Annotated in this window: 19 protein-coding genes and 1 riboswitch; of the genes, 4 read left to right on the plus strand and 15 right to left on the minus strand. The window is 56.5% G+C overall.

Going from position 1 to position 21,989, the window contains the following annotated elements; genetic code table 11:
- Positions 1-13 precede the first annotated feature (13 nt).
- The gene (locus ACN0XZ_RS11645; RefSeq protein ID WP_417457935.1) at positions 14-838 is read right to left on the minus strand and encodes a mechanosensitive ion channel family protein; all 825 of its coding nucleotides are present in this window, start codon (positions 836-838) and stop codon (positions 14-16) included.
- A 256-nt stretch (positions 839-1,094) separates the two neighbouring features.
- Here ACN0XZ_RS11645 and ACN0XZ_RS11650 point away from each other — a divergent pair, with 256 nt between their 5' ends.
- Complete coding sequence (locus ACN0XZ_RS11650; protein ID WP_417457936.1) at positions 1,095-2,183, plus strand: DUF2855 family protein; 1,089 nt, start codon at positions 1,095-1,097, stop codon at positions 2,181-2,183.
- Between the two features lie 30 nt (positions 2,184-2,213).
- Here the strand turns inward: ACN0XZ_RS11650 and ACN0XZ_RS11655 are convergent, their stop codons facing one another.
- The 6 genes from ACN0XZ_RS11655 to ACN0XZ_RS11680 all read right to left on the minus strand — a co-directional run bounded on the left by ACN0XZ_RS11655 (position 2,214) and on the right by ACN0XZ_RS11680 (position 7,927).
- The gene (locus ACN0XZ_RS11655) at positions 2,214-2,825 is read right to left on the minus strand and encodes a trimeric intracellular cation channel family protein (protein ID WP_417457937.1); all 612 of its coding nucleotides are present in this window, start codon (positions 2,823-2,825) and stop codon (positions 2,214-2,216) included.
- A 25-nt stretch (positions 2,826-2,850) separates the two neighbouring features.
- Positions 2,851-4,278 (minus strand): cobyric acid synthase, encoded by a 1,428-nt coding sequence (locus tag ACN0XZ_RS11660; RefSeq protein ID WP_417458001.1) that lies wholly within the window; start codon positions 4,276-4,278, stop codon positions 2,851-2,853.
- A gap of 14 nt (positions 4,279-4,292) precedes the next feature.
- Entirely contained in the window at positions 4,293-5,084 is a 792-nt protein-coding gene (locus ACN0XZ_RS11665; protein ID WP_417457938.1) for an ABC transporter ATP-binding protein, read from the minus strand.
- The gene (locus ACN0XZ_RS11670) at positions 5,081-6,088 is read right to left on the minus strand and encodes a FecCD family ABC transporter permease (RefSeq protein ID WP_417457939.1); all 1,008 of its coding nucleotides are present in this window, start codon (positions 6,086-6,088) and stop codon (positions 5,081-5,083) included. Before ACN0XZ_RS11670 ends, ACN0XZ_RS11665 begins: the two co-directional genes overlap by 4 nt.
- Positions 6,085-6,984: an ABC transporter substrate-binding protein gene (locus ACN0XZ_RS11675; RefSeq protein ID WP_417457940.1), complete on the minus strand. Its 900-nt coding sequence runs from the start codon at positions 6,982-6,984 to the stop codon at positions 6,085-6,087. The genes ACN0XZ_RS11670 and ACN0XZ_RS11675 overlap by 4 nt, the downstream gene beginning before the upstream one ends.
- A gap of 136 nt (positions 6,985-7,120) precedes the next feature.
- A riboswitch (cobalamin riboswitch) is annotated at positions 7,121-7,338 on the minus strand.
- Between the two features lie 112 nt (positions 7,339-7,450).
- Positions 7,451-7,927, minus strand: a complete 477-nt coding sequence (locus ACN0XZ_RS11680) for an Lrp/AsnC family transcriptional regulator (protein WP_417457941.1) — start codon at positions 7,925-7,927, stop codon at positions 7,451-7,453.
- Between the two features lie 160 nt (positions 7,928-8,087).
- On the opposite strand from ACN0XZ_RS11680, the gene ACN0XZ_RS11685 reads away from it, so the two are divergent.
- Entirely contained in the window at positions 8,088-8,369 is a 282-nt protein-coding gene (locus ACN0XZ_RS11685; RefSeq protein WP_417457942.1) for a hypothetical protein, read from the plus strand.
- A gap of 101 nt (positions 8,370-8,470) precedes the next feature.
- On the opposite strand, the gene ACN0XZ_RS11690 is transcribed toward ACN0XZ_RS11685, so the two are convergent.
- Together ACN0XZ_RS11690 and ACN0XZ_RS11695 are read right to left on the minus strand one after the other, a co-directional pair.
- Positions 8,471-11,587, minus strand: coding sequence for an autotransporter outer membrane beta-barrel domain-containing protein (locus ACN0XZ_RS11690; RefSeq protein ID WP_417457943.1), 3,117 nt, complete (start codon positions 11,585-11,587; stop codon positions 8,471-8,473).
- A 293-nt stretch (positions 11,588-11,880) separates the two neighbouring features.
- Positions 11,881-13,047 carry an acyltransferase family protein gene (locus ACN0XZ_RS11695; protein ID WP_417457944.1) on the minus strand — a complete coding sequence of 389 codons (1,167 nt, stop codon included), beginning with the start codon at positions 13,045-13,047 and terminating at the stop codon, positions 11,881-11,883.
- A 181-nt stretch (positions 13,048-13,228) separates the two neighbouring features.
- Here ACN0XZ_RS11695 and ACN0XZ_RS11700 point away from each other — a divergent pair, with 181 nt between their 5' ends.
- Positions 13,229-14,104, plus strand: a complete 876-nt coding sequence (locus ACN0XZ_RS11700) for a LytTR family DNA-binding domain-containing protein (protein WP_417457945.1) — start codon at positions 13,229-13,231, stop codon at positions 14,102-14,104.
- Here ACN0XZ_RS11700 and ACN0XZ_RS11705 read toward each other — a convergent pair.
- On the minus strand, positions 14,101-14,580 hold the full coding sequence (locus ACN0XZ_RS11705) for a S26 family signal peptidase (protein WP_417457946.1): 480 nt from the start codon (positions 14,578-14,580) through the stop codon (positions 14,101-14,103). The two genes, ACN0XZ_RS11700 and ACN0XZ_RS11705, sit on opposite strands and share 4 nt — an antisense overlap.
- 110 nt (positions 14,581-14,690) lie before the next feature.
- On the opposite strand from ACN0XZ_RS11705, the gene ACN0XZ_RS11710 reads away from it, so the two are divergent.
- A complete protein-coding gene (locus tag ACN0XZ_RS11710; protein ID WP_417457947.1) occupies positions 14,691-15,296 on the plus strand; it encodes a hypothetical protein in 606 nt (201 codons plus the stop codon).
- A 6-nt stretch (positions 15,297-15,302) separates the two neighbouring features.
- Here the strand turns inward: ACN0XZ_RS11710 and ACN0XZ_RS11715 are convergent, their stop codons facing one another.
- From ACN0XZ_RS11715 to ACN0XZ_RS11735, 5 genes are all read right to left on the minus strand, one after another.
- Positions 15,303-16,403: a permease gene (locus tag ACN0XZ_RS11715; RefSeq protein ID WP_417457948.1), complete on the minus strand. Its 1,101-nt coding sequence runs from the start codon at positions 16,401-16,403 to the stop codon at positions 15,303-15,305.
- A complete protein-coding gene (locus tag ACN0XZ_RS11720) occupies positions 16,400-16,819 on the minus strand; it encodes a heavy metal-responsive transcriptional regulator (RefSeq protein WP_417457949.1) in 420 nt (139 codons plus the stop codon). The genes ACN0XZ_RS11715 and ACN0XZ_RS11720 overlap by 4 nt, the downstream gene beginning before the upstream one ends.
- A gap of 91 nt (positions 16,820-16,910) precedes the next feature.
- Positions 16,911-20,015: an efflux RND transporter permease subunit gene (locus ACN0XZ_RS11725; protein ID WP_417457950.1), complete on the minus strand. Its 3,105-nt coding sequence runs from the start codon at positions 20,013-20,015 to the stop codon at positions 16,911-16,913.
- On the minus strand, positions 20,012-21,529 hold the full coding sequence (locus ACN0XZ_RS11730; RefSeq protein ID WP_417457951.1) for an efflux RND transporter periplasmic adaptor subunit: 1,518 nt from the start codon (positions 21,527-21,529) through the stop codon (positions 20,012-20,014). The genes ACN0XZ_RS11725 and ACN0XZ_RS11730 overlap by 4 nt, the downstream gene beginning before the upstream one ends.
- A 63-nt stretch (positions 21,530-21,592) precedes the next feature.
- On the minus strand, positions 21,593-21,976 hold the full coding sequence (locus ACN0XZ_RS11735) for a hypothetical protein (protein ID WP_417457952.1): 384 nt from the start codon (positions 21,974-21,976) through the stop codon (positions 21,593-21,595).
- Positions 21,977-21,989: the final 13 nt, after the last annotated feature.

Genomic DNA, 21,989 nt, shown 5'->3' on the forward strand with positions numbered 1-21,989 from the left:
CGGAGTGCAGTGATCAATCGGCTTTGTAGATTGTCCGGCAAGGGAACGGGATGGAGATATCGTTCGCGTCGAACTCTTCTTTCACCGTTTTGAGGAGGTGCCAGTTCAACGCCCAGAAGTCGCTTGAGGCGCACCAGACCCGCACCATGACATCCACCGAGCTTTCACCAAGCGAGGTTACGGCAATCACAGGTTCTGGCTCTTTCAGGCAGCGCTCATCTGCCGCGATGGCTGCGCGGATGATATCCATCGCCTTGTCGATATTATCACTATATGAAATGCCGTACACGATTTGCAGGCGGCGGATTTCATGGTGGTTGAAGTTGCGGATCGCGCTGCCCCAAACCGAATTGTTCGGGATGGTGATGCGTACGTTGTCCGCCGTGTCCATCTTGGTCATGAAAAGGGAGATGGCTTTCACCGTGCCGCTTTGGCCCGCCACTTCAACAAATTGCCCGATTTTGAACGGACGGAAGATCAGGAGCATCACGCCCGCCGCCAGGTTTGAGAGCGTACCCTGTAGCGCGAGGCCGATGGCCAGGCCCGCAGCACCCACAACAGCAACAAGGCTTGTGGTCTCAACCCCGAACTGGCCCAGAAGGGCAATGCCGGTGAAGACGATGATGGCATATTTGCCGAGACTCGCGAGGAAAGAGCCAACCGTGTCGTCGATCTTCTCACTTTTCGCGAACAGACCTTCAAGGCGCCGCTCAACAAAGCCCGCAAACCACAAACCAACCAGCAGTACAAAAAACGCACCCAGAAGCGTAAGCCCCATGTCGATGCTATAGGCCATAATCACATCAAGTGACGGTGTCTCTTCAGAAAAAATATCCATATGCAGAAATCCTGTTGCCCTAGTTTGGAGTGTATTATGCCGATTGCTGACAGGCGATTAAAGCTCAATTTTCAAATGCACCCTGTGTGGCGCATTATGCCCACACTATGGCACGGATTCCGCCACAGATGCGCCGCACATTCGCGCACACTTGCGCCACACCGCCGCCACAGCCAACCGGCCCTTTTTGATGATTGAAACGCGTTCAAATCGCCCCAGCTTAGGGGAGAGATATTTTTGCGCGGAAGGCATTGGCATGACATCTGAGACCATCGTGAATAGAGAATTTATTGTTCAAAAACAATCTCTTAAAGACCATAGAATCACTGAAACCGCGCTGCCTGATCTGCAGGACGGAGAAGTGTGTCTGGCCACCGATGGTTTTGCTTTCACCGCCAACAACATCACCTATGCCGCGATGGGAGACCGCATGCGGTACTGGGAATTTTTCCCGTCCGATCAGGGGTTTGGCAAAATCCCGGTGTGGGGTTTCGCTGATGTTGTGGCCTCCAAACATGACGCTATCCCGGAGGGTTCCCGCTATTATGGCTATTACCCGATGTCGAGCCATCTGGTGGTCCGCCCCCAGAAAGTGAGCCCGGCAAGCTTCATGGATGGTGCGGCGCATCGTGCGCAACTTCCTGTAATATATAATCTTTATGTAAACACGGCCACGGACCCGAGTTATGTTCAGGAGGGAGAAGCGCTGCAGGCGCTCTACCGCCCGCTCTTCATGACATCCTTCCTGATCGATGACTTTCTGGCTGAAAACAACAACTTCGGTGCGGCGCAGGTGATCTTCTCCAGCGCGTCCAGCAAAACCGCTTACTGCGCGGCGTATCTGGCCGCCAAACGCGAAGGGCTGAAGGTGGTCGGGCTCACCTCCAAAGGTAACGCAGCCTTCACCCAAAGCCTTGGTTTTTATGACGAAATTGTCACCTATGATGACATTGAAGAGCTAGATGGCAGCGTACCAACGGTTTATGTGGACATGGCGGGCAGCACCGATATTCGCGCCCGGGTGCACACAAATTTTGGCGATAATCTGGTCTATAGCTGTTCTGTGGGCGCGTCACACTGGGAGGAAATGGGCGGCGGCGGTGACCTGCCGGGCGCCAAACCGCAACTGTTCTTCGCCCCTTCCCAAGGCCAGAAACGCATGCAGGAATGGGGGGCGGAAGGTTTTCAGGCCCGCACCGGTGCGGCATGGGCTGGCTTCATTGGCAAAGCTGAAGCTTGGGTGGATGTGAAACATCACAAAGGCGCAAAATCCATTGCAGACATATACTTAGATACCCTTGAAGGCCGCGCCAAACCACGCGACGGGCATATTCTCTCGTTCTAGACGCCCTAGCCCCGCGCAAGCCTTCAGGCTTCAGTGCAATGCTTCGGGCAGCGTCCAGCCTTTGATGATGCCGCCCGCGCGCGCGAGGAAAGCCGCGCCCATGGCAAGCCAGAGCGCCACCGGGCCGGATACCCCAAAATAGGTCAGAAGGCAGAACGAGCCAGCACCAAGGAAAGCGGCGGTCGCATATATCTCGCCCTTTTTCATCACAAGCGGGATCTCATTGCAGATGATATCGCGGATGATGCCACCGGCGGCCCCTGTCACCACACCCATCATGGTGGCGATCAGCATGCTGCCGGTCACAGCCAGCGCCTTCTCGGCCCCCACCACACAAAAAAGCGCGAGGCCAACCGCATCTGCCCACGTGAGCCATGTGAGTCTGCGCCCCGCTAGATATTTGGAGAAAAAGAAGGTTAAGCCAGCGGCGGCAAAGGCGATATAGATGGTCTGTGTGCCTTCAACCCAGAAAACCGGCTGGTCGAGGATCAGGTCACGCAGTGTGCCGCCACCCACTGCGGGCATCAGCGACATGACCATAATACCAAAGAGATCCATCCCGCTCCTGACGGCCGCGAGCGCGCCCGAGATGGCAAAAACAAAAATACCGACAACATCAAAAAGGGTAAGCAGGTTTTCCATCGTGAGGCCCTATCAAAAGCTTGCTTTACCTGCTTGCCGCATAAAGGGCATCAAGATCAAGATGCTTTTCAAGCGCCGCCGCGAGCGTGTTGAGCGCATCGTCGACCCGGTCGTCAAAATTCGCATCGCTGCCATCCCGCCCGATATGCCGAAGAAAGGCCTGACGAAACGCCCCTTTCGCGAACAGACCGTGGATATATGTGCCCATCACCCGCCCGTTTTTTGAGCGGTGCCCCAGCACACGCTCGCCCGCCATAGTGAACGGCACCGCCTCCCCCTTGGTGATGCCTGTATGGATTTCATAGCCCTCAACCTCCGCCCCCAATGCTGTGGCCCGCACCGTTTGCACGGCCTTGTCTGCTTGCAAAAAGGTCGAAACCTCAAGAAGGCCAAGCCCGTCCTCGTCCGCGCGCGAGCCTTCAACGCCCAGCGGGTCAGCCACATGCCGCCCCAGCATCTGATACCCGCCACAAAGCCCCAGCACATGGCCGCCTGCGCGCACATGGGCATGAATATCATGATGCCAGCCTTCGTCCTTCAGGAACCGCAGGTCTGCGATCGTGGCCTTGCTGCCGGGGATGACAATAAGATGCGCATCTCTTGGTAGCGCTTGGCCCGGCGGCACGATCACCACCTCAACACCCTTTTCTGCGCGCAAGGGATCAAGGTCGTCAAAGTTGGCGATACGCGGCAGAAGCGGCACCGCAACGCGCAGCGTGCCCCCAGCCTTTCGCGCATTTTTCTCAAGCACCACAGCGTCTTCGGCGGGCAGGTCTTTCACCGCGCGCAGAAACGGCACCACACCAAAACTGGGCCAGCCGGTGGTTTCCTCAATCACGTTGATGCCGCCCTCAAACAGGCGCAGATCACCCCGGAACTGGTTGATGATCACCCCGCGGATAAGCGCGCGCTCCTCTGCCGGTAAAAGCTGATGCGTGCCTGTAATTGCGGCGATCACACCGCCTCGGTTGATATCCCCCACCAGCACAACCGGTACCCCGGCAGGCAAAGCAAAGCCCATGTTGGCGATATCTGTCGCGCGCAGGTTCACTTCAGCCGGGCTGCCTGCGCCTTCAACGAGCACGAGGTCTGCCTGTGCCTTGAGGGTATCAAAGCTCTCCATCACATGGCCGAGCAGCTCGGCCTTGCGCTTTTGGTAGGTGTCCGCCTCTGCCCGCCCCCACGGTTTGCCTTGCACGATGATCTGCGCGCCCGTGTCGCTTTCCGGCTTCAACAGAACCGGGTTCATATGCACGCTGGGCCTCGCGCGGGCGGCCAGTGCTTGCAAATGCTGCGCACGGCCAATCTCGCCGCCATCATCGGCCACGGCTGCGTTGTTGGACATATTCTGCGCCTTGAAGGGCAGCACCTTGAGCCCGCGGTTCGCAAACGCCCGGCAAAGCCCGGCGGTGAGCACAGACTTGCCCACATCAGAGCCGGTGCCCTGCAGCATTAAGGCGCGTGCGCTCACCCCCGCACCCGTGCCCGGTGCGGTGCAAGGAACTGCTCGCCGCCTTCTGTCCAGCGCGACACGCGCACCTCGAAGGCTTTTTCAAGATGCTCGTCGGTCAGCACGTCATCCGGGGTGCCATCCGCCAGCACACGGCCTTCATGCAAGAGTATCAGCTGGTCACAAAACCGCAGCGCAAAGCTGAGGTCATGCATCACGATCAGCACGCCAACACCCTGCGCCGCCACATCGCGCATGATCTCCATCACCTGCAACTGGTGTAGCGGGTCGAGCGATGCCGTGGGTTCATCAGCAAGCAAATAAGGTGCGCCAACCGCCATTGCCCGCGCGAGCAAAACGCGGGACCGCTCCCCACCAGAAAGCGTTGTCACCGTTCGGTCACGCAGGTGCCAGCAGTCTGTGGCCTGCATCACGTCCTCAATGATCTGCTGGTCTGTGCTACTTAGCTCCTGCCACGGGTTGAGGTGGGGTGTGCGACCAAGACCCACGACCCGCTCCGCCGTTAATGGCCAGTGCACAGGGGCACCCTGCGGCACGTAGGCGAGCTTCATGGCGCGCTCTTTTGCGTTTAAGGCGTTCAGGTTGCGGCCATCAATGCTGATGGTGCCATAGTCGGCAGGCAGGATATCAAGCACAGCCTTAAGCGCCGTACTTTTCCCCGCGCCGTTGGCGCCAATCAGGCCCACCACCTGCCCCGGCTGCACACCGAACGAAACCTCGGAGAGGATTTCATGCCCCGCGAGCTTAACCCCCAGCCCTTTAACTTTCAGGCCCTTATCCGCGCTCATCGCATGCTCTCCCGCGTCTTGAAGATGATATAGAGGAACACAGGCGCGCCGATCATCGCCATCACCACGCCAAGCCGCAACTGGCCGTGGCCGATTGGTAGCCGGGTGAGAATATCCGCCAGCACCATCACCGCCGCACCGCACAGGGCGCTCGGGAGCAGAATACGTCGGGGTTCATAGCCCACAAAAGCGCGAACGATATGCGGCACCACAAGGCCCACAAACCCCACGGCACCACACACGGACACCGTGGCGCCGACGGAAAACGCGGTACCGAGCACCACACGCCAGCGCAGTTTGGCAACGTCTATACCGAGCGTGCTGGCGGCTTCCTCGCCCAGACTGAGGGCGTTCAAGCCCTGCCCGACGCCTATCATCATGAGCCACCCGGCGATAATGAACGGCCCGGCAAGGAAAAGGTCATCAAACGTGCGGTTCTCGAGCGAGCCCATCATCCACAGCACCATCTCCTGCACGGTGATGGCGTTTGGGGTGAAATTCATTACCAGCGACATGGCCGCCGTGGCGAGGCTTGAGATACCAATACCTGCGAGGATGAGCGTGAGCACGCTGGCGTCCCTGGCGGCAAGCACCATCAGGATAATGGTTGCGACCAGCGCACCAAGCATGGCGGTGATGGGCAACGCAAGCGCGGAGATAGACGTGAACCCCATGTAAATTGCGATCACCGCGCCAAGGCTTGCGGTTGCGGAAACGCCAATCACCCCCGGGTCTGCCAGCGGGTTTCTGAGTAACCCCTGAAGCGCGGCGCCCGTATACCCAAGCGACGCCCCGGCCATGATGGCAAGGATGATACGCGGCAGGCGAAGCTCGCGCACAATGATGGTGTAGGCGTCATCACCGGATGCGAATATGCCGTGCAGCACGTCAGCAGTGCTGAGGTCCACCTGCCCGAACCGTGCCGAGAGCAACACCGCAACCATAATGATGGCAAGCAGCAGTATATTGAGCGCCCAAGGGCTGGTTTTAAGGCGTGCGATCACGAACCGTTTTCCTTCTTGGAGGTTTCAATCTTGGATACGAGGCTCAGGCGGGTGGCCTCAGCGCGGATATATTCCGCCGCCTCCACAAAAAACGACCCGCCGCAGGAAAGATAGCTGCTGGGCACCATGATGGTTGGTTTTTCATCCAGCAGGCCCCGGAAGGCGCCGTGACGCCCGCCGCTCCAGTGCGAGATATGCACCTTGCCTTCAAGGAAAAAAGCGCCAATCACCACGTCTGGCGGGTTGATGACCATCTTTTCAAGCGGCAGGGGCACCCAACCGTTTATCCCGGCGTCCTTCGCCACCGTTTCAAGCCCGGCAAGGCGGATGATATCATCCACAAATGTGCCGGTGCCTGCAGTGAAGCCGCTGGGGGTCATATACACCGAACGAAGTGGTATTTTGGGTGCAGATTTGAGGATTTCCCACCGGGCGCGCAGGTCCGCGGTCATGGCGGCGGCTTTTTCGCCCCCTCCCACGGCTTCGGCAGCAACATTCAGGTTGGCGATATTGTCTTCCTGCGTCATGGCATAGGGTGGCTGAAAGGTTTTGATACCCAGTTTCAAGGCCAAGGCATCGCTCGCGCGGCTGCCCCGCCATGTACGCACCACCAGATCAGGCTTCAGCATCAAGACTTCCTCAATCGAGCCCATGTTGCGCGGCACACCGTCAGCCCGACCAGAGAAGAAAGAATTCTCCCCCTCCGCCTCAAAGGAAACGGAGGCGATATCATCCTTGTCAGCGAACGCGAGTACATATTGGTCAGCGCAGAAATCGAGCGACATCACACCACCGCCTGCATGGGATACAGAGGAAGCACCCAAGCACATAGCGGCACCAAGCACCGCCAAACGCTTTAGCTTCCCTGACCGGTTTTTTCTGTGCGTGAGAGCCATCAGGCTATCCTTCGCCGTTCATTGCTTCCAATCAAACCGGCGGAAAGGGAAAGCCCACAAATGCGTGACAATCACCAGTATCCACCGGGATTGTCGCCAAGACGGCAAGGCCGCTTCTACCCGGTTGTCCCGACCGGCAGACAGGCGACGGGATGGCAGGTTTCCTGGCTTATGGATCACTCACCTTTGCGACGCCTTCCCAAACCACGAATGCTCGCGGTTCAGTGGATTTGCCGACAGGTGTCCCCATCTACAGTTGCGGGCACAGCCACGGTTTAAGCCCATCAGGGCAGCACCGTGTTCCCTCTTAGCTTTCACGAGGTTCGTGAAAGCACCATCCGTCTTCAGCCTATACTGCATGGCCTCCGGCCCGGCAAGGTGAAGTTGGATGGCGGCCTGACGTGCCCCTTCATCAAGAACAAGGCGGAGGAAGGGGTGAGCAAGTGCGATTACTTGTCTGATGCGCTTAGCTTGCGGCCTTCACGTTCAATATCGTGGTATCTTTCACCGCCGTCAACGCGATGGAGGAGTTGATCTCCCGCACGCCTTCGATTTGCGACAGCTGGTTCCAGAAGAATTCCTCGTAAGCCTCAACGCTCTCAACCCTGACCTTGAGGATAAAGTCGATATCCCCCATCAGGGTATGGCATTCGATCACCTCGGGGAAGTTGCGCACTTTCTCAATGAAATTGGGCAGGCTGTCGCGGCTGTGGGCATGCATCTTCACCTGCGCGAACACAAGCACGCCAAGACCCGCTTTTTTGGCGTCCAGCAGCACAGTGTGGTTTTTAATGATCCCGGCTTCTTCGAGTTTCTGGATTCTGCGCCACACGGCAGACCGGCTGGAGGCGACTTTGTCCGCCAGATCAACGAGTGGAATACGCGCGTCGTTTTGAAGAAAATTTAGGATGCGCGCATCCAGATCATCTATTTTATCGGTCATTTTTCCTGATACCTTACTCAATTCGGGAAATTATCCCACTCTTTAGCAAAATAGCGCCACATTAGGAACCCTTTCCCATCTGTGTCGGCTTATTTTCTCTCAATCATCAACCTATCTGCCCCACACGGGTGTGCGGCAGCATATTAAGGAGACCCAACCGATGGTCCTCAGAGGCAATACCCGAACCCGTTTTTCCGTCATGGCGGAATTTGAGCCCAATACCCTGTCCCGCGTGCTGGAACTGTTCACCATTCGCGGCCTCGCTTGCGACAACCTCGCTGCCCGCCGCACTGAAGAGGGCAACCAGTGGATCGAGGTTGACTGCACAGACCTTGATGACCAAAGCGCAGGCGTTCTCCTCAACAAAATTCGTCAGATTGTCACAGTCAAAAGCGCCAGAATTGAGACACTCGTTCTACGCTTTTCCAACCTAGCGGCCTAAACCATGATACCTTCAATTAGTGAGCGGTGTGGCCAAGCCTGACCACACCGCTTTTTCATGCCCGTAGTAATCTTCGGGTCATCCTCGCTTTTGCCCTGCTCCTAGAACTGCATCTGGAAATTGAAGCCGCCATAGTGTGCGCGCCAGTCTTCCCGTTTTTCATAGGTATAGCGAAGGGTTGCAGCCCCAAAACCACTGAAGATATTGAGGTTCGCGCCCATCTCGGTGCTGGTGTCTGCGATCGCATCATTATTGAGCTCAAAAAACTCGGTGCCGCTTTCAAACCGTGCGCTGGTGATAAACTGACTGGTGCCTGAAAGCCGCTTGCGGTAGGAGCCGAACACTTCCGGCCGCACGTAAACAGCGTTTTCGCCCTGGCCTTTCCAGAGGAAATCATGGCCGATGCTCACGCTACCCACACCGTCAAGCCGGTTAAAGTTACGGCCTTCCACCACAAGGTTGGCGCCGTCACCGCCCTCTTCCGTGTAACCACTTTCTTTCGCGCGGATATAGTTTGCGCCGATTTTTGGCCGGATATGCAAACCGCCGAGCTTCAGGTCATACCCCACATGCGCATCCACCGAGCCTGTCCAGCCGTTTGAATTGCTCTCGATAGACTTGTTCACTGTCTCCACATTCAGGCCGCGGCTTCGGGTGACACTGTTGTACCAGAAGGATGCGGAACCAGTGAGGAAGAGCGCGCCGTCGCTCGCCATCAGGTAGGAGGACACAAACGGTGTGAAGAGGGACACATCATCCCCGATATCGCCTTCACGGCTGCTGCCCTGAAGCAGGAAACCCGTGCTGATACCCCAGAGAACATTTTTGTTCAGGTTTTTATCAAAACCGATGAGCACACCAGCGCCCAGATAGTCGCTATCTGCCGCGGAGTCAGCTATATCAGCCGTACCAAAACCCACCAGCTCTCGTGCCCAGAAGCCGCCATCAACGCGCCGGTTCGCGGTTGCGGTGATCATGCGGTCACCAAGGGTTGCCTCAAGCTGGCGCGCGCCTGAGTAAGCCATCTGGAACATGGCATTGGTTGTATCCGGCAGGATCGCCTCCATCGCACGGTCAACACCTTCTGCGTCTTCAAGCTGCGCGAGCGCACCCCCCAGGTCATCCGCAGGGTCGAGGCTATCGAGGATACCCTCATAGATCTTGGCTTTGTTACCACTGAGCGACAATTCTTCCGCCGTTTTGGGCCGCACCTCAAGGATGATCTTGTCTCCTTCTCCACTGAGAGTGAGGGAGCTGTTGAGGAGGAAAGACTGGTTTGCGAGCGTAGGCTGCTCAAGCGCACCACCAAGGGTGATGCTACCGGCTTGCAGAAGGTCATATTCCTGTGCCTCAGTGATGAATGTCTCGAAAACAGGCGTGATCGCAACATCTTCGCCAATGATCACTTCGCCGCTGGCATCAAAAAGGCCAGACTTGCCAGTGAGCGGATCAATAGTCACAAAAAGCGTGGATTCGCCGGTGAGGTTTGCTGTTGTCACCTCGAACCTGTCGTTCACACCGAGGGAGAGATCAGCGCCAGAGAGCGTGAGATTGAGTGTGCCTTCATGGCTTACACCGCCTGTGAAGATAGCATCGCCCGCGATCAGAAGTTCATCGGCGCCTGCGCCAAACTTGATGTCACCGGTGAGGGTACCTTCTGTCAGTTCAACGCGGTCATTGCCGCTACCCATCCATATATCACCGGTTATTTTGCCAGTATTATAGAGGGTCACACCAGTTGTGTTGGCACTTACGTCCAGCGCAACCGCATCGCCTGTGGTGTTGTTGGTGCCCAACGTTGCGCTCAGGATGCCATAGTTAGAGATGCTTGAAAGCGTGCCGGATTTGTCCTGCACCGCAAAAGCATCTTTACCCTCACCAGACGCGACAGCCACAATGCTGTTCCTGTTCCGCAGGACTGGCAGTTGCCCATTCTCTGTGACAGAGAGCGCGATAGCGTCGCCACCTTCGCTATAAGTGACCTTGTTGTCGCTGTCGGTTGAAGATGTCACGGACGTCACCGCCTCGATCACACCACGGTTCAGCAGTTTGGGGATATCCGTATAGTCACCAACTTCAATGCCGATAGCGGTAGCATCAAGCGCGGAGACACTAACCCGGCCACGGTCAAGATACATACCACCTTCAAGCCGGACCCATTCGTTCTCGCCCGCGCCAGCGAACCGCATGCCCCAGCTTTCAATACCTGAGCTGACCCCTTTCGAGGTCATGGTCCCTTTGTGGATAACCGCATAATCCTCACCAGAGATCGCACCGAGGACGAGGTCCGAACCATCATCCTTCAGGTTCTCAACCAGAAAGGCAGGCGCACCACCAGTTGAGGCGATGGTGGATTGGGGAATGGTCTCCCCTTCTTCCGCTTTGTCGTTAATGCCCGTACCGCCAAAATAGACGCCGCCGGTGATATCATTAGTGATGTGCACGCCCGCTGTTGCAGGCACAGCATCAACCGGGTCACCGTCGCTGTCCGTGGTGGCATTTTTACCTATGATGATAGACCCTTCATGCACAAAAGCGCCGTCAATGGAGCCAGAAACTAGCACACCGGTTGCCCCTTTCACGGGTGCCGAGATGGAGCCATCAATCGAAACATCACCGTCAACATCCCCTTCGATATGAATGCCGATGCTGTTGGCGCCGTTCAGGCTGATACCGCCATTACTGACGAGATTTCCTTCCATATCAGAGCCGATATAAATGCCCTTCGCGTTCGCGCCGCCAACGCTGATGGCGCTGTCGATCGTTGTTTTGATATTGCCGTCAAAAACACCGCCGCCAAAAAGGCCGAGACCCACATTTGTTGTGGCTGTATTGACTGCCGTTGGCCCGGTGACGGTGATCTTGCCGTCAATGTCGATACCTGAGGTCAAACGAAGGTCATCCCCTGTATCGACCTTAAGGCCGATACCTGAGAGTGTGCTGGCGGAGCTCAATTCACCATTCATTGAGAGCGTGTGGTTTCCGTCAATGGTCAGCGGCGCACCGCCTGAGACCTTGATCGTGCCATTTTCCGTGATGGTCAGCTTGCCCGATTGGCCAAGGAAACTTGATGTTGTAACCGCTGTTGTGCGGTCATCGTCAATCTCCTTGTCTTCTGCTGCGGCCAACGGCGCAAGCATGAGCGGCGCGATTACCGCACCGGTATAAAGGGCTGTTGATGAATAGGATGAAAGGCGAACTCTACTAAAAAAAGGCATGTTTTGCTCCCACGCGGCACTTAACTCACGGTGATACGAGGGAACCAGTGAACGCCTCCGGCAAGACGGAGAAAAACACCCTGCCGAATATGACTACCGGGGAGCTGAACGCCAATGGCGCCCAGCCCTCCGATAGTGCTAGCCATAGCACCCCCTAAGTCGTGCAATGGTCCTGAGGTAAGGCAGGAAAGCTGAACGCTTGCTGAACGGTGAATAACAGTTTCGTTCAGTTTACGCTCTTGGGTAGTAGCTCAACCCAATGACCCGGCATTATGGGGTACAAAATATTGCCGTCAGGCGCTCACACTAGAAACCGGCGCGGGCGCAGACTTGGCTCCTTTCAAGCCAAAAAGCGGCCTGAGCATCGCCACCCGGCGGATAACATATTCATGGAGCACTGCGCACGCGGCAGCCGTACCAATCGCCACCATAAAAAACTCGGGCACGGCCCCAACAAGGTACGGCTTCAAGGCGACGCCTATCATGATGATCACAGTCTGATGCAAGATGTAGTAAGGGAACACCGCCTCGGTCAGGTAAGTTAACGCCTTGCTGGGCTTGTTCAGCTTTGCCTCAGCCGCGCCGAACAGCGCTGCGATCACCCACCACATATATGCCACACGAAGCGCCCGCGCGGCCTGCATAGATGCGCTTTCTTCCGCCAAAGCGTCCCAGTTGAGCCAGATGGGTGTAAGGATTGCACCACTAATAACCGCAAGCCCAAGCGCATGCCGCCAATAGGTTTTGATGCCGCGCCAGAACCCGTCGCTTTTTGCCGCCAGCAGACCCAGCAGGAACCAACTGCCGTACCGTGCATGCGCGCCCCAGTCTTTCATGAAATCATGTGTCTCGGGATACTGTGTATCAAGGGTGAACCGGTACAGAACAAATGGCAGCACAGGCAAAAGCAACACCAATGGGCCCGAAATCAACCTGCCTAAAACGTCGGGCCATTTTATGCGCCGCCGCAGCAGCAAAAGCGGCACCGCTATCATGGTGTAAATCAGCACGTACATCACATACCAGAGGTGGTTGTATGTGGGGGTTGCCATCTCCCAGTGCCGGCCAAAGTCGACATACAGTTTATAGAAACCCCAGTATCCCGGGTTAATGGCCCCATCAGCCAGCAGCTCATAATAGGTTTGCGGCGGCACAATGAAGAACGAGCCGAACAGAAGCGGCACCATCAGCCGCTTGAAGCGCGCCCAGGCAAACGGGCCTGCTGCCATCTTGTCTGCCGCGAAGCACACTGCAATGCCTGAGATGATAAAAAGCAGGGGCAACCGCCACGGGTTCAGAAGCATCATGAAGGGCTCAAGAAAGTCGCTTTCATAGGGGCTTTTTACGTGCCAGCCCCATGTCACATAATACATGCCTACATGATATAAAATCAGCAGAGCAAAGGCGATGACACGAAGCCAATCCAGGTCATAACGCCTTGTATGTGTTTGCGTATTCATTTTTATATCCTCGCATTGGAAACTCGGGTGAGACAAGAGCTAAACGACCTGGCGACGCGTGGCGAGCACGCAGACACAAACGGCGCACAGGTGGGATAAACGGCGGCATGAAAGGCGAGAATGAGGGACGAAATACCGCTCATGCGGGACAAGCGGCAGTATGCTTATTTAAGATTTACGTGTGCGCGTTGCTGACTATAGTGACGGCATGAGCATTCAGTCAGAACATAAAACGACCTTGTTGGACCGCTTGCTTCCCAGCCGGGAAGAGAAGCTGCTATTTCTGCTGATCACGGCTATCACCGTGGCGATCGCAAGCGTGAATGCGGTTACCGCTAATGTAGATGCTGAACGCGCGGGCGTAGCGGTTGACACCAGCCTGCCCTGGCTTTATGAATATTCAAGCGCCGTGGTGCTTCTGGCGCTTTACCCCGCCGTCTTGCTGCTCGTGCGCCGCATGCCGGTGCTGACCAGCAACTGGCAAACCCATGTGCTGCTCTATCTCGGGTGCAGTGTCATCTTCTCCGCCCTTCATGTGACCGGCATGGTGATGATCCGCAAGGTAGCCTTCTGGTTATTTCAGCCCGGCCCCTATATCTTTTTCGGCGATGTGATAAGAGAGGCGAGCTACGAATACCGCAAGGATGTTGTCACCTTCGCCATGTTCACGGCTGTCGCGCATCTTGTGCTCGCGCGCGTTAAACCCACGAGTGATGACAAGCCAAAACGCCTGCAGTTCAAAACCGGCGCACAGACAGTCTATATTGAGGCCGATGACTTCCTTTTCGCCAAAGCCGCAGGCAACTATGTCGAAATTCATACATCAGCGGATATGCATCTTGTACGGCAAAGCCTCGCCGGGCTTGAGCGCATCCTCACGGACGCTGGCGTGCGTTCCGCGCGCACGCACAGGTCATACATTGTGGCAACAGACCGGATCGCGAGCGTAACCCCCACAAGTGACGGGGACGCGGAACTGACGCTCAAGAGCGGTGCCAGGCTGCCGGTTAGCAGGCGGTTCAGAAAAGCATTGGATGAGGTGTTGGCAAGCGCCTAACGGTCTGCGCGCTCACGGCCTTCGCTTCGTTTTACCACACCCAGCATCACGTCTTTCGAGATGGGGCCGATACGGCCGCTATCAAGGCTGCCCGGATGCCCGAGCACCAGATACCCTTCAAGCACACCCTCAAACTTTTTGAGCTTTTTCTTGAAGAAGCGGTTCACGATATAGGGCCGATCAAAGGATGTCAGCGCCTGCTCACCATTGACAAAAAGCCCGCCGTTATCCGCCACACTGAAGGTATCGCCGGGCATGCCCCAAACCTGCTTGATCACCAGATTCTGGCTTTCGTCATCAGTGAAGATCACAAAATCCATCCGGCGCGGTTCCATGCAGCTGATCGGAAGCACATGAACGGTCTGGCCGGGCATCAGCTGCCCTTCAAGCGATTTGCCAACGATGTCCTTTTCGATCGGCTCGCACGGTAACTCGGCATTCTGCAGCAGAAGTAGAGCCAGAAGTTCAGCAATCATCGTATCTCTAGTCTCCCTCTCGCCAATTAAGCCCGGCGGCTAATTTAGCGCTTGAAAGCTGCTCGAAAACCCCCAAAAGTAGGCGCAAAATCGAAACACCGGTGGGGACCATGCGACTTTCTAGCAAAATTTTCAGCCTTTTTCTGCCACTTTGTCTGCTGGGCACCAGTGCCATGGCCCAGCAATATGCACCAAAAGAGAAGGCCTCTGTGCTGGATGTACCGCACTACGAAGTGCCGGAGCAGTTGTTCCTGCCGGAAGACAAAGGCCTTGCCGAGCTTCGTGTTTTCACGATGGAGCAATGGACCCGTATCCGGCTGACCAACCACACGCTGTATCACTATGTTCTCGCCGCATCCAAATTCCGCGCTTATGTGAACTACTGTAAACGGCATGACCTGAATGTTGACTTAACCCCCATCAACCGGCTGGTGCACATGAACCTCACCGAGATCATCACCGCCCAGTGGGAAGAGCCGGAATGGGCCAAATTTGTCGGCAAGGAAGATAACATCACGCGGGATTATATCCGTGACCTCGCGTTCGATATTTATGCGTTTGAGTTTGCCGCCGCGCTTGCGGACCTGAGTGCTGAGCGGAAAGAGCTGGGTTCAACCGTGCAGCAATATTGCCTCACCATCGCCAAGCCATATTACGACGAATATATCGGCTTACAGGCAACCGCCAGGCGGCAGTTGCCTGTTGATAAACGCTAGACCGCCCTAGTTGAGGAAGTAGGCGATGGCGATCACCTGCGGTACGGTGATTGCAGGCAACAGAAGCGCGTTGAGCCACCGACCAGTTACGGATTTCAATACCATAATCTCGGTATAGTCTGTCGCGACGCCCGTCATCAGGAAGGCGAAGCTGTTGCCGGGGGCGTTGGCGCGGGTTATCAGGTCTGCCGCCAAGGGCGTTGACCCTTCAGAACAGACCTCAATGATCGTCGCGGCGCCCACGGTTGCCAGAAGCCCGAGAAGCGTTGGGCCAAAATAGCTTTCGAACATATTGCCGTCCATCAGCATGCGCACCACAACTGCCAGCACGATACCAAACAGGATCCAGCGCAATACCATCCGGCTTTCATGCAGGCCAAGCTTTGCAACATCGCGGAAGAAAGCGCGGTCCCACTTCACGGAAGCAAGGCCAGCCTTGGCATCCCGCCAGAAATGAAAATCATCCCTGATGTCTACCTTGTTGGGGTTGGGGGCGATCACACCGCGCCGTTCCAGCATGTCAAACGCCACGCCGGAGATCAGCGCAATCACGACCGAGAGGAAGATAAAAGCAAGCGTCCACTTCAGCCCGATGAGCGCAACAAGCACAAGTGTCAACGAGAAACTGTTCCAGGGACTTGCCACAAGGAAAGCAACCACTTGCCCATAGGATGCACCACGCTCATAAAGTTTCGCGCCTACCATCAGGATACCGTGGTTGCAGAGGTCAAGCAGCACACCGGCAAGGACCGACCTTGCGATACCGCTGAAGCTGCCGCCTCGGCCAAGCGCCGCCAGCACAAACTCGCGCGGCACCTTGGAGAGGAACCCCACCATCACGATGCCAATCAGCACACCCCACCACATGCGCACAACCAGCTCATAAACACCGTCAGCATAGGACTTCAGGTAAGCAATATCCGGCAGCGGCAAGAAATAGAGCACAAACCCGAGCGCCACCAGAATGCTGCTTCCCCACAAAAGCCAATCGGTTTTGTCTTTGGGGTGGCAGCTACCGCCGTGCTCGTGGCTATCATGGCCTTCATGGTTTTTGTGTTCGTTGTTCTGCTCAGTGTGGCAGCAACTGCTGTGCTTATGTTCGCTCATGATGCCATCCCCGCTTTGCCGTAAAGGTGATTGATAATGCTGCATTCCGTGATCGGGTGTTCATCCGCCGGGCAGTATTTTGAAATGCGCTCAAGGCTTTCGCGCATTAGCGTCAGCCGCGCGATCTTCTCATTGATCTCTTCAAGTTTGGCCTGCGCCCGTGCGTTCACATCAGCGCAGTCTGCGTCCGGGTCATCCGTAAGCGCGAACAGTTCGCTCACTTCCTGCAACGTAAACCCAAGCGCCTGTGCTTCCTTGATGAAGCGAATGCGCTTGGTGGAATCCGCGCTATATACCCGATATCCAGATGGCAGCCGTTCGGGCGCAGGCAGGAAACCGCTTCGCTCATAATAGCGAATGGTCTCCGCGCCCACGCCTGTGGCTTTGGCCAGTTTTCCTATTGTCATTGCACGCATGGTCATGCTCCTCACTATCGGCTCGGGCTATGCCCCTCACCTTGATTCGCACCTACCATACACCCTGTAGCTTACTACAGGGTCAAGAGCTTTATTTTGGCACCTTCGCGCTACGCCAAAGATAGAAGATCACCGGAATAGCGATCAGTGACAGAATGGTTGCCGTGACCATACCCCCCACCATAGGGGCCGCGATGCGGCGCATAACCTCTGATCCTGTGCCCTCACCCGTCATGATCGGCACCAGCCCCGCGATAACGGTGATAACAGTCATCATAATGGGCCTGAGGCGGAGAAGCGCACCGTCCATCACCATGGCTTTCACATCAAAATTATCACCATATTTTTTGCGGTAATCCCGCTCACTGCCATGCAGGAACACCAGCATCACCACGGCCGTCTCAACGGCCACGCCTGCAAGCGCGATAAGCCCCACAACAACCGCGACCGAGAGGTTGAACCCCATGAGATACAGGAACCAGAAACTCCCCGTAAGCGCGAGCGGCAGGGAAAGCATAACCACCGCCACATCCCCCAGATGGCGAAACACCATGAAGAGCAAGAGCATGATAACAACAAGCGTGATGGGCACGATGATCGTCAGGCGTTCCGTTGCTCGCTCTATAAACTCATACTGGCCTGACCATGCGAGCGTGTAGCCCGTGGGCAAGTCAAGCTTGCCCGCAAGCACTTCCTTGGCGCGCGCAACATAGCCGGTGATATCGGGGTCATTGATGTCCACGTAAACCCAACCGCCGGGGCGTGCGTTTTCGCTCCTTATCATGCCGGGGCCATCCTCAATGCGGATATCCGCCAGCACAGAAAGCGGCACGTGCGCACCGGATTTGGTCACAACAGGCAAACGCTCGAGCGCCTCAATGCTATCCCGGCTGTCACGCGGGAAGCGAAGGTTGATGGGATACCGCTCCAGCCCTTCAGTGCTGCTACCAATGTTGGCACCACCAACACCAAAACGCACGATGTCCTGCACATCAGTGACCGACATGCCGTAACGGGCAGCAACTTCCCGCTTCACATCAACATCGATATAGCGGCCACCCACCACACGTTCCGCATAGACGGATACGGTGCCGGGCACATCTGTGAGCAATTCCTCAATCCGGGCACCAATGCCGCCAATCACCTCCAGCTCAGCACCAGCGATTTTGATACCGATGGGCGTTTTGATACCTGTAGCCAGCATATCGATGCGATTTTTGATCGGCATCACCCAAAGATTGGTGAGCCCCGGCATCTGGACCGTCGCGTTCAACTCGGCCTTGATATCCGCAAGCGTAACGCCCGGCCTCCATTCACTCTCCGGCTTTAGCTGCACCACAGTTTCAATCATGGTGAGCGGTGCAGGATCTGTCGCTGAGCCCGCACGCCCCACCTTGCCGTGGGCAGACTTCACCTCCGGCACGGTCATGATCATCTTGTTGCTCTGCTGTAAAATCTCAGCTGCCTTGCCTGCAGAAACACCGGGGAAAGCGGACGGCATGAACAGAAGATCCCCTTCATTGAGGTCCGGCATGAATTCGCTACCCAGTTTGGAAAGCGGCTCCGCCCCTGAAATGGTAACCCCAAGCGCGAGCACCAGTACCGTTTTCGGGAATCGCAGCGCGCCCCGCAGCACCCAGCGGTAAAGCCACACCAAAAGCCGGTTCAACGGGTTTTTATGCTCCGGCAACATGCGCCCCCGGATGAGATAGCCCATCAGCACCGGCACAAGCGTGACCGACAGGATCGCCGCCCCCGCCATGGCATATGTTTTGGTAAACGCAAGCGGCGCAAACATGCGCCCCTCCTGGGCTTCAAGCGCAAACACAGGCACAAAGCTCACGGTGATGATCAGAAGCGAGAAAAAGAGCGCAGGCCCTACTTCCGCGCACACTTCGCCAACAATCTGCCAACGGTTTTCATCCGTCAGCTTCTCGGTCTCAAGCCTGCGATGCAATGCTTCGACCATCACAATGGCTGCATCCACCATCGCCCCAATGGCAATGGCAATACCGCCAAGCGACATGATGTCAGCATTAATACCCTGTGTGCGCATCAGCGTGAACGCGAACAGCACGCCAAGAGGCAACGTGAGCAGAATGATAAAGGAAGAGCGAAGATGCAGAAGGAAGAGCACACAGGCAATGGCCACCACGACAAACTCTTCCGTCAGCTTCTCAAAAAGGTTATCGACCGCGCGGGTGATAAGGCCAGACCGGTCATAGGTGGTGACAATCTCAACCCCTTCCGGCAGGCCAGACTTCAGGCTTTCAAGTTTGGCTTTCACGCGGTCAATCGTACCCAAGGCATTCTCGCCAACGCGCATGATGACCACGCCGCCAACAACCTCACCTTCACCGTTCAGCTCACCCACACCCCGGCGCATTTCCGGGCCAAAGGTGACAGTGCCAATATCTTTCAGAAGAAGCGGGCTGCCGTTCGACAGACGCCCAACAGGGATCAGCTCTAAATCTTCAAGGCTTTTCACATAACCCCGCGCGCGGATCATATACTCCGCCTCAGCCATCTCGATCACCGAACCGCCAACCTCGGCATTCCCCGCCATGATCGCGGCTTTCACGGACGCAAGCGTAAGGCCGTGAACACGAAGCTTGTCAGCATCCAGCGTCACCTGATACTGCCGCACCATGCCGCCAATTGTGGCTATCTCCGCCACACCGGGCACCGACTGCAGTTCAAACTTCAGGAACCAGTTCTGCAGGCTCGTGAGCTCAGCGATATCGTGGCGGCCCGTGCGGTCAACAAGCGCATACTGATACACCCAACCAATGCCTGTGGCATCTGGCCCAAGGGCAGGTTGCACACCAGACGGCAGGCTCGCCGAAACCTGATTGAGATACTCGAGCACGCGGGACCGCGCCCAATAAAGGTCTGTCCCTTCTTCAAACAGCACATAAACATAGCTATCACCAAAGAAGCTATAACCACGCACCGTGGTCGCTTTAGGCACGGCCATCAGCGCGGTTGTGAGCGGATAGGTTACCTGATCCTCCACCACCCTTGGGGCTTGCCCGGGGTAAGATGTTTTCACGATCACCTGTACGTCAGAGAGGTCAGGGATCGCATCAAGCGGGGTGTTTTTTGCCGAGATCAAGCCAATCCCGAGCAAAATGAGCGAAAACGCCAGCACCAGAAAACGGTTGGTAAGCGACGCCCGGATAAGCGCGGCAATCACTGCGCAGCCTCCAGCACATCAAGGCGGATGATCGTGAATGTCATGCCCTCGCGCTTGACCGTAAAACGCACGCGCGCGCCTTCAAGGCCTTCACCCAGCGCCACACTTTCCGCCACTGGGAAATCCATGGTCATACCCGGCATGCCAAAGTTTTCCATCGGCCCATGGCTGATGTTGAGCTTGCCCTCATCCAGCATCACTTCATTGATGGTGCCTTCAACCGTATCTTCACTCATTGAACCCATATCCATGCCGCCCATAGCGCCCATACTGCCGCTATCTTCTTCGGCCATGTCGTCCTCGCCGCTCGTCAGCATGCGCATCTTGGCGCCCTGGAAGCTGGCTTCGGAATCGATCATGAACTGCCCGCGCACCACGACTTCCTCCCCCTCCGAAAGGCCGTCAGCAATCACGGTCACGCCGTCCATCTCCGGGCCGGTAGTTACCTGGGTTGGGCGATAACGCCCGTCACCTTCCGCCACCATCACATGGGTGCCGCGGCCAAGCCTGATCAGCGCGCTTGATGGCACGGTTAACACCCCTTCAAGGGTGGGGCGATCAATGGTTACATCTGCATACATACCGATCTTGAGCGCACCATCAGCGTTATCAAGCACAATGCGGACACGCGCCGTGCGGGTCATCTCATCAAGGTCGGGGTAGATATAATCCACCACGCCAGTGCGAGCGCCTTCCGCCGCATGGGGCGTGACCGTCACCTTGGCACCTTCACGTACATGCGGCAGGTCTGCCTCAAACACATTGGCAATCAGCCACATTTTGGAAAGGTCAACCACAGACATGGCAGGCGCGCCCACCTGCACCCGGTCCCCGTCCCCAATGTTCATTTTATGAATGATGCCTGAGCGCGGTGCACGGATGGTCAACACCCTATCCAGCTTTTTGGCTTTATGGAGCTTTTCAATGTCTGCTGCGGTCATGCCGAGGCCGCGCAACCGCTCCATTGCACCCTCTACATAAACCCGCTCACCGGTTTCAAGCGCCTGAATATAATCTGCGCCTGCGGCCAGCAGGTCTGGCGCATAAACCTCAAAAAGGGACTGCCCTGCCTCAACCGGCTCACCCGCCGCACGCACATAAAGTTTTTCAACCCACCCTGCGGCGCGCACATGCACATGTTCCATCAGGCGCTCATCATAGGTGAACTGGCCAATGGTGTGTACGCTTGGGGTTAACACTTCCCTGAGCACGGGTGCAGTTTTCACACCAATAGAAGCCGCAAGGCGGGGGTCAATCTCCACGCCTTCATAGCCCGTATCGCCCTCTCCCTCGTAAACGGGGATCAGGTCCATCCCCATGGGGGATTTGCCAGGCCCGTCACGCCGGTAGCTTGGATCCATCGGCGCGACCCAATAGTCAATCTTGCGCTCGCTTGTTTGGGCTGCACCCTCTGGCGCAGGCGCTGGGCTCGCAAATATTCCGCTCATATAAAGGGCAGCTGCACCAATAAGGGTTGCCACTATTCCGGCCACAAGGCCCTGTATAAATTTCATCTGATATCACCTGATAGAATTGACCATCAGGGCCACAGCACTGCGGCCCTTACCATACAATTCTCAGGCGTTTGGGGGTGGGGGAATATACTCGGGCGTGCGGCCAGGCGTTACCCTACCATCCGCCACTTCAACCCTATCGGCGGTTAACGCCGGCAAGCTGATATCCGCAGCCAGATCACTGATCACAGGCCCGGTCGCCATGTCCTTGCAACAGGTATCAACCGCTATATCGTTATCTGCCGCGCTTTCATGGCAAGGCATATCCATGCTCATGCTGGTGTCTGCCGCCATTAAACCGCGTTCACAACACGCCATGCGGTCAGCCGCAGATGCAACGCTCTGCCCCATAAAGGCAAACAGGAAAAGCACAAGGCAAATGGTATGTTTCAAGCGGTTCATGCTGCGCAGTATAAGGCCGGAGCATACTCCGGGGTCAAGCACCATATTCTCACCTCTC

It is taken from the genome of Kordiimonas sp. (genome assembly GCF_048264555.1).
Taxonomy (GTDB): domain Bacteria; phylum Pseudomonadota; class Alphaproteobacteria; order Sphingomonadales; family Kordiimonadaceae; genus Kordiimonas.

Coding starts and splice junctions, on each gene's coding strand:
- ACN0XZ_RS11645 (WP_417457935.1), bottom strand. CDS start 838: ATGGATATTTTTTCTGAAGAGACACCGTCACTTGATGTGATTATGGCC.
- ACN0XZ_RS11650 (WP_417457936.1), top strand. CDS start 1,095: ATGACATCTGAGACCATCGTGAATAGAGAATTTATTGTTCAAAAACAA.
- ACN0XZ_RS11655 (WP_417457937.1), bottom strand. CDS start 2,825: ATGGAAAACCTGCTTACCCTTTTTGATGTTGTCGGTATTTTTGTTTTT.
- ACN0XZ_RS11660 (WP_417458001.1), bottom strand. CDS start 4,278: ATGCTGCAGGGCACCGGCTCTGATGTGGGCAAGTCTGTGCTCACCGCC.
- ACN0XZ_RS11665 (WP_417457938.1), bottom strand. CDS start 5,084: ATGAGCGCGGATAAGGGCCTGAAAGTTAAAGGGCTGGGGGTTAAGCTC.
- ACN0XZ_RS11675 (WP_417457940.1), bottom strand. CDS start 6,984: ATGGCTCTCACGCACAGAAAAAACCGGTCAGGGAAGCTAAAGCGTTTG.
- ACN0XZ_RS11680 (WP_417457941.1), bottom strand. CDS start 7,927: ATGACCGATAAAATAGATGATCTGGATGCGCGCATCCTAAATTTTCTT.
- ACN0XZ_RS11685 (WP_417457942.1), top strand. CDS start 8,088: ATGGTCCTCAGAGGCAATACCCGAACCCGTTTTTCCGTCATGGCGGAA.
- ACN0XZ_RS11690 (WP_417457943.1), bottom strand. CDS start 11,587: ATGCCTTTTTTTAGTAGAGTTCGCCTTTCATCCTATTCATCAACAGCC.
- ACN0XZ_RS11695 (WP_417457944.1), bottom strand. CDS start 13,047: ATGAATACGCAAACACATACAAGGCGTTATGACCTGGATTGGCTTCGT.
- ACN0XZ_RS11705 (WP_417457946.1), bottom strand. CDS start 14,580: ATGATTGCTGAACTTCTGGCTCTACTTCTGCTGCAGAATGCCGAGTTA.
- ACN0XZ_RS11710 (WP_417457947.1), top strand. CDS start 14,691: ATGCGACTTTCTAGCAAAATTTTCAGCCTTTTTCTGCCACTTTGTCTG.
- ACN0XZ_RS11715 (WP_417457948.1), bottom strand. CDS start 16,403: ATGAGCGAACATAAGCACAGCAGTTGCTGCCACACTGAGCAGAACAAC.
- ACN0XZ_RS11720 (WP_417457949.1), bottom strand. CDS start 16,819: ATGCGTGCAATGACAATAGGAAAACTGGCCAAAGCCACAGGCGTGGGC.
- ACN0XZ_RS11730 (WP_417457951.1), bottom strand. CDS start 21,529: ATGAAATTTATACAGGGCCTTGTGGCCGGAATAGTGGCAACCCTTATT.
- ACN0XZ_RS11735 (WP_417457952.1), bottom strand. CDS start 21,976: ATGGTGCTTGACCCCGGAGTATGCTCCGGCCTTATACTGCGCAGCATG.